At 41.8% G+C, this 5,508-nt stretch carries 5 protein-coding genes; 4 read left to right on the plus strand and 1 reads right to left on the minus strand.

Translation table 11 applies throughout. From position 1 onward, the window contains the following. Positions 1 to 156: 156 nt before the first annotated feature. Both A4S05_RS33920 and A4S05_RS33925 read left to right on the plus strand, forming a co-directional pair. A complete protein-coding gene (locus A4S05_RS33920; protein WP_069074164.1) occupies positions 157 to 624 on the plus strand; it encodes a GNAT family N-acetyltransferase in 468 nt (155 codons plus the stop codon). A 748-nt stretch (positions 625 to 1,372) separates the two neighbouring features. Continuing rightward, positions 1,373 to 3,049: a fasciclin domain-containing protein gene (locus A4S05_RS33925; protein ID WP_069074165.1), complete on the plus strand. Its 1,677-nt coding sequence runs from the start codon at positions 1,373 to 1,375 to the stop codon at positions 3,047 to 3,049. 211 nt (positions 3,050 to 3,260) lie between these two features. Here A4S05_RS33925 and A4S05_RS33930 read toward each other — a convergent pair whose 3' ends face one another. Beyond that, positions 3,261 to 3,926 carry a class I SAM-dependent methyltransferase gene (locus A4S05_RS33930; RefSeq protein ID WP_069074166.1) on the minus strand — a complete coding sequence of 222 codons (666 nt, stop codon included), beginning with the start codon at positions 3,924 to 3,926 and terminating at the stop codon, positions 3,261 to 3,263. A gap of 67 nt (positions 3,927 to 3,993) precedes the next feature. On the opposite strand from A4S05_RS33930, the gene A4S05_RS33935 reads away from it, so the two are divergent. Both A4S05_RS33935 and A4S05_RS33940 read left to right on the plus strand, forming a co-directional pair. Then, the gene (locus tag A4S05_RS33935; protein ID WP_069074168.1) at positions 3,994 to 4,401 is read left to right on the plus strand and encodes a hypothetical protein; all 408 of its coding nucleotides are present in this window, start codon (positions 3,994 to 3,996) and stop codon (positions 4,399 to 4,401) included. Between the two features lie 97 nt (positions 4,402 to 4,498). Further along, the gene (locus tag A4S05_RS33940) at positions 4,499 to 5,272 is read left to right on the plus strand and encodes a hypothetical protein (protein WP_069074167.1); all 774 of its coding nucleotides are present in this window, start codon (positions 4,499 to 4,501) and stop codon (positions 5,270 to 5,272) included. Positions 5,273 to 5,508 lie beyond the last annotated feature (236 nt).

Genomic DNA, 5,508 nt, shown 5'->3' on the forward strand with positions numbered 1-5,508 from the left:
TCGAAAATCATCGCTCAATGGGACTTGTTAAAGCTGTTCGCAAACGGCATAGGGATAATGCCAAAAGGTCACTTGACATTTGGGAACCAGCCTTAACTTGACACCTATGGCGAGACGCCCACCCTACAATAGTTAATTGGATATTTTTTTATCTGGATGTCTAAACCGATAATTACCGTTCGCCTGATTGCACGCGACGAACTTCCCCAACTTCTGGCGTTGTATCACCACTTAAATCCTGTAGATGCGCCTCTACCTGCTGATGATGTTTTACAATCCATCTGGGATGGGATTTTAGATGATCCCCGTTTGTATTACATTGTGGCTGATATTGCTAGCCAGTTAGTCGCAACGTGTAACTTAACCATTGTTCCCAACTTGACGCGTGGCGCACGTCCATACGGCATTATTGAAAATGTCATCACTCACCCCGATTACCGACGACAGGGATTTGGTACACAGGTGCTTCATTATGCATTAGCTTTAGCATGGCAGCAACAGTGCTATAAAGTAATGCTTCTGAGTGGCTCAAAACGTGAGGAGACGTTGCACTTCTATGAAAATGCTGGGTTTAAGCGGGGAGTGAAAACTGGATTTGTTGCCATAGCTCCAGAGGAGTTATAAGCAGAACTGATAGAGATTAGACCTCTTCCAAAAATCCTAGTTTATCTCTGGGTTCCTTTTCATGAAATAGTCTTTTGCCAAAAATAATTCCTAGCAAAAAGTGTTGGCGCAATCATGGTCAGAATTTTGATTGCGATCGCTAATTTCCCATCTAGTATTGCCAAATTCTCCATTACGGGTCAACTATCTAAAGAGTGAAAGCTTTTCCTAAAAATCCAGCCATTAGTTAGTTGTATAATTTTGCTCAAAGACTAATAATACAGCATATTGCCAAGACTGATTTTACTTCTTAACCCTTGTTAAAGAACATGATGCATTGAGGTTGACGGCATTAACCCTCATCGGCAATCATAAAGAAACGGTTATTAAAAGCCAATTCTTTGACTACTTGACTGCAATTTTATAACTGATAAAATCGCCTACTTGCACTAATTATCTTTATTATTGCAACATATCAGATTGCCACAGTGTCTCTAATTATGCTTAGTTTGATTTGCGTTTTTTTAAAAAACAAATAGGAATCATATACTATACTATGTGTGGTAAACATGGGGATCAATGTTATGAGATGTTAGAGCAACTACTTGTAATGTCCCACATCTGAGTTTTCCAGCCAGAGTGAAGGAGTTTCATTTCTGGTTTTTATATCAAGGCAAACCTAATAATCATCTGGATATTTGTATTCACTTAACCTTGCATCCAGTATTTTCCAATAGTCAACCCAATAAATTGCAAAGAGGATATTTCCATGTCTAGTTTGTTTCGCTGGTCATCAGCAAAGGTTGCTTTGTTAGTTCTGGGCATGACAGCTGCGATAATAACTCCCATCGTAATTTCTACACCAGCTTCATCTCAAACTACTGTTCCATCTGCTACACCAACACCAACACCAGCACCAACTTCAACAGTTAACTTGTCTGATGTTTCTTCAGATTATTGGGCGCGTCCCTTCATTCAAGTCCTGGCTGACAATAACGTGATTGCTGGCTTTCCTGATGGCAGCTTTAGACCGAATCAACCTGTAACTCGTGCTGAATTTGCCGCCTTGATTCAAAGAGCTTTCAGTAACCAAAACCGAGTTCGGCAATTAAGTGCCGGTGGATTTAGTGATGTTCCTGCTGGCTATTGGGCGGCTTCTGCAATTCAGCTAGCCTACGAAACTGGATTTTTGGCAGGCTATCCTGGGAACGTGTTTAGACCAAATCAAGAAATCCCTAGAGTGCAGGGGATTGTTGCTTTAAGTAGTGGCTTGGGTTTGTCTGGTGGCGATACAAGTACTCTTAGTACTTACTACAACGACGCCTCAGCTATCCCAGATTACGCTATTGGTAGTGTGGCAGCAGCAACAGCAGGTAATCTTGTTGTCAACTACCCGGATGTGAAACAACTCAATCCGCAACAGTCGCTAACTCGCGCTGAAGCCGCAGCACTTTTATATCAAGCTTTGGCTAGACAAGGACGGCTACAACCCATTGCTAGCAATCTTCCAGCTAGTCAGTATATTGTCGCTGGAACTCAAACCGGTACTGATATTGTTTCTCTTGCTTCATCCAGTAATTCTTTTTCAACTCTAACTTCTTTACTAAAGACAGCCGGTTTAGTAGATATTCTGCAACAGCCTGGCCCTTATACAGTCTTCGCTCCTACCAATGATGCATTTGCTGCTTTGCCTGCTGCTACCTTACAACAGTTAGAGCAACCAGAAAACAGAGAAGCATTGATTAAGATTTTGAGATATCATGTGGTTCCTGGTGCGGTAACTGCTAGTCAGCTTTCGACTGGGGAACTGAAAACCTTTGAAGAAAGACCTGTAAATATTCAAATCGATTCGGCTAACAATCAAGTTGCGGTGAATAATGCCAGAGTTATTCAGGCAGATGTCAAAGCTAGCAATGGTATTATCCATGCAATTAACCAAGTCCTAATCCCGCCTGATATTAACATCAGTCAGTTAAATCAGCCACCAACAGGCACGAATGGCACAACGCCTGATGTGAATGTAGGTAGAGCTACTCGTGGTGGCAGAAGCTATCTCGGAGTCGCTGGTAACATTGGTTTGAGCGGCAATGATACAGCTTTGAGCGAGGGTAACTTTACAGTCATCAGCAAACTTGGTCTGACAAACTATCTATCAGTGCGACCATCGGTGATCTTTGGGGACGATACAATATTCCTAGTTCCCGTAACTTTGGATTTTTCTCCCCGCGCAGCAGGTTCGGTGGGTGAAAGAAGCTTTGCTATATCTCCTTACATCGGTGCTGGCGTAGCAATTGAAGCTAATCTTGATACTGACATTGGCTTACTTCTAACTGGTGGTGTAGACCTTCCTGTAGGTTCTCGATTTACGGTGACAGGTGCCGTAAATGCTGCTTTTATGGATCAAACTGATGTCGGGCTACTATTAGGAGTTGGCTACAACTTTTAAATGAAGAAGAATTCAGAAGTCAGAATTCAGAAGTCAGAATTCAGGAGTAGAGCCGGAGACTAAGAAAGCTCTGGTTAGAATCAAGACGCGACTTGAAAATACTCGCTACCGCTTTTTTGGTCAGAATTCATCCTGACTCTTGAATTCTGTTCGATAAATAGAAATAGAACAGGTGGTAGGGGCGCACAACTAACTGTGCGCCCCTGCTGTATTAAGGTCGCTTGATGGCTAAAGTAAGTCCATCGGCGATGGGGACAAGGGAGAGTGTTATCCGTTCGTCATGATGTAACTTTTTGTTGAGAGCGCGGATAGATTGGGTGCTTTCATCTTGATTTTGCTCATCAGCAACTTGTCCAGACCATAAAACATTATCAATAGCAATTAATCCACCTGGACGCACTAATTGTAGCGATCGCTCATAATATCCATCATAATTTTCTTTATCAGCATCAATAAAGGCAAAGTCAAAGGTTTCTGCTTGACCAGTTGCCAATAATTGATCTAAAGTCTCTAAAGCTGGTGCTAATCGGAGATCGATTTTATCGGCAACTCCAGCTTCTTGCCAATACCGCCGAGCGATCGCAGTAAATTCTTCACTCACATCACAAGCGATAATCTTGCCATCATCTGGTAGTGCTAAAGCTACAGAAAGTGAACTATAACCCGTAAACACTCCAACTTCCAGGGTTTTCTTCGCTCCAATTAACTGCACCAGAAGTCTCATAAACTGTCCTTGTTCTGGTGAAATCTGCATTCCACTCCGGGGATGACTGGCGGTTTCTTGGCGTAACTTCCCAAGAATCTCTGGTTCCCGTAGTGAAACAGATAAAAGATAATTGTAGAGTTGGTTATCAAGACCTATAGACTGTTTTGGCATGGTAGATGAGAGAATTGAGAGAATCTACAGTTATACTATCGCTGATAAGTGGAATCTCAGGAATAACATGGTGCGGTTAGTTTTGACAGCAATATTGCTGGTGCTAGTGACAGCTTGTGGCAGTATTGGACTGCTACCAACTAGCGAGTTAGTGCAAAAAGCGATCGCACTTGGGCTAGAGCAAACTCAACAAAAACTTAGCCAACAGTTGGATTTAGACTTTCAAGGATTTGAAATCAAGCGGCTATCAATTACCCAAGAACAACCCCTGACGATTGAAAATTTACCAGCTTTCCACGTTCGGGGAACCTACGACTTAATTGTTAAGCTACCAAAACGAAGCTTGACGCAACCAAAACAACCCTTTGACGTTTATTTGCAAATTCAGCAAGAAGGTAAAACTTGGCGATCGCTAATTCCAGAAAAAGGTAGCAAAGATACTCAACCAATTTGGCGTAGCTATCTCATCCAATAGCAGGTATGTGCAAACATTTAAACCATCACAAGACTTTATGTATAACTGCTGGAGCACAGTCATGATCGAGGTATAGTTTCGCCGGAGACAGGGGAAGATGTATATTAACTTTTTCATCAGTTCCATTGCTGGAATTGTGGTTGTAGTGCTAGCGGCTTTTGGCTTATTGCAATGGTTGCACATCCCTGCTGGTAACTTTCTTGATTGGGTGATTGGTGGTGCTAGTTTTTGGTGGCTGTTAGTAATTGTTACCGTACCGTGGAATGTGCATTTTCAAGCCAAAGAAGTCTTAGCAGAAGCCGCACAATCAACTGAGAAAGGAATTCCAGTCGATGAAAAGCAAGTGAAGTATGTCACACTTTTGGCAAAGCGATCGCTCTGGGTTGCCATTGCTTTACACTTATTCTCAGCCGTTGGTCTTTATACTCTTGCTGTCACTGGTATTAGTACAGTGGGATATATAAGTTCTGGTGCAGCTTTGTTATTAACAATTCTGCGTCCAGCGATTCGAGCTTATGAGTATTTATACGCGCGATTAGCGATGATTCGCCAAGAATGGAAGTATCCCCGCGAAGATATTTTTGAACTGCGCGATCGCTTCTCTATATTGGAACAAAAAATCCAGTCATTGGAAGATCAACTCAACCCCGAACAACCCTATTCCTTAGCCGCGACTCAACAACGCTTTGCTGAAGAGACTCGTAGAGATTTAGCCCGCATTGCGGCTAACCTGGAAGAATTACGGGCGACAAATCAAACAGAACATGAGCGTTTGGGGAGAGAAGCCAGAAATGCGATCGCGCAACTTTCCACAGATGGACAATTTCTCGATCATGTCCGCGAAATTATTCGATTTTTTAAGACTGCTTAATTATTGCTTTAATAACTGACCAAATTTTAAGTTTTGGATTGTGATAGTGAATATTCATCATCCAAAATTTAAAAAATTTATTAAATAAGGGTTAACTATACCTTACAACCAGAAGGATAAGTTTGACATAAATTGCATAGTTCGGTGTGCAATTTTTCTATATATTGTAAAAAAGGAAAAAATTGGAAATGTTGGATTCTCTTATCTTGTTTTTTATATTAACCCAAGTTGCGGGT

Source organism: Nostoc sp. KVJ20, from assembly GCF_001712795.1.
Taxonomy (GTDB): domain Bacteria; phylum Cyanobacteriota; class Cyanobacteriia; order Cyanobacteriales; family Nostocaceae; genus Nostoc.

What these genes read in the sequence shown, in the direction of transcription:
- A4S05_RS33920 (WP_069074164.1), top strand. Translation starts at nt 157, where the DNA reads ATGTCTAAACCGATAATTACCGTTCGCCTGATTGCACGCGACGAACTT.
- A4S05_RS33925 (WP_069074165.1), top strand. Translation starts at nt 1,373, where the DNA reads ATGTCTAGTTTGTTTCGCTGGTCATCAGCAAAGGTTGCTTTGTTAGTT.
- A4S05_RS33930 (WP_069074166.1), bottom strand. Translation starts at nt 3,926, where the DNA reads ATGCCAAAACAGTCTATAGGTCTTGATAACCAACTCTACAATTATCTT.
- A4S05_RS33935 (WP_069074168.1), top strand. Translation starts at nt 3,994, where the DNA reads ATGGTGCGGTTAGTTTTGACAGCAATATTGCTGGTGCTAGTGACAGCT.
- A4S05_RS33940 (WP_069074167.1), top strand. Translation starts at nt 4,499, where the DNA reads ATGTATATTAACTTTTTCATCAGTTCCATTGCTGGAATTGTGGTTGTA.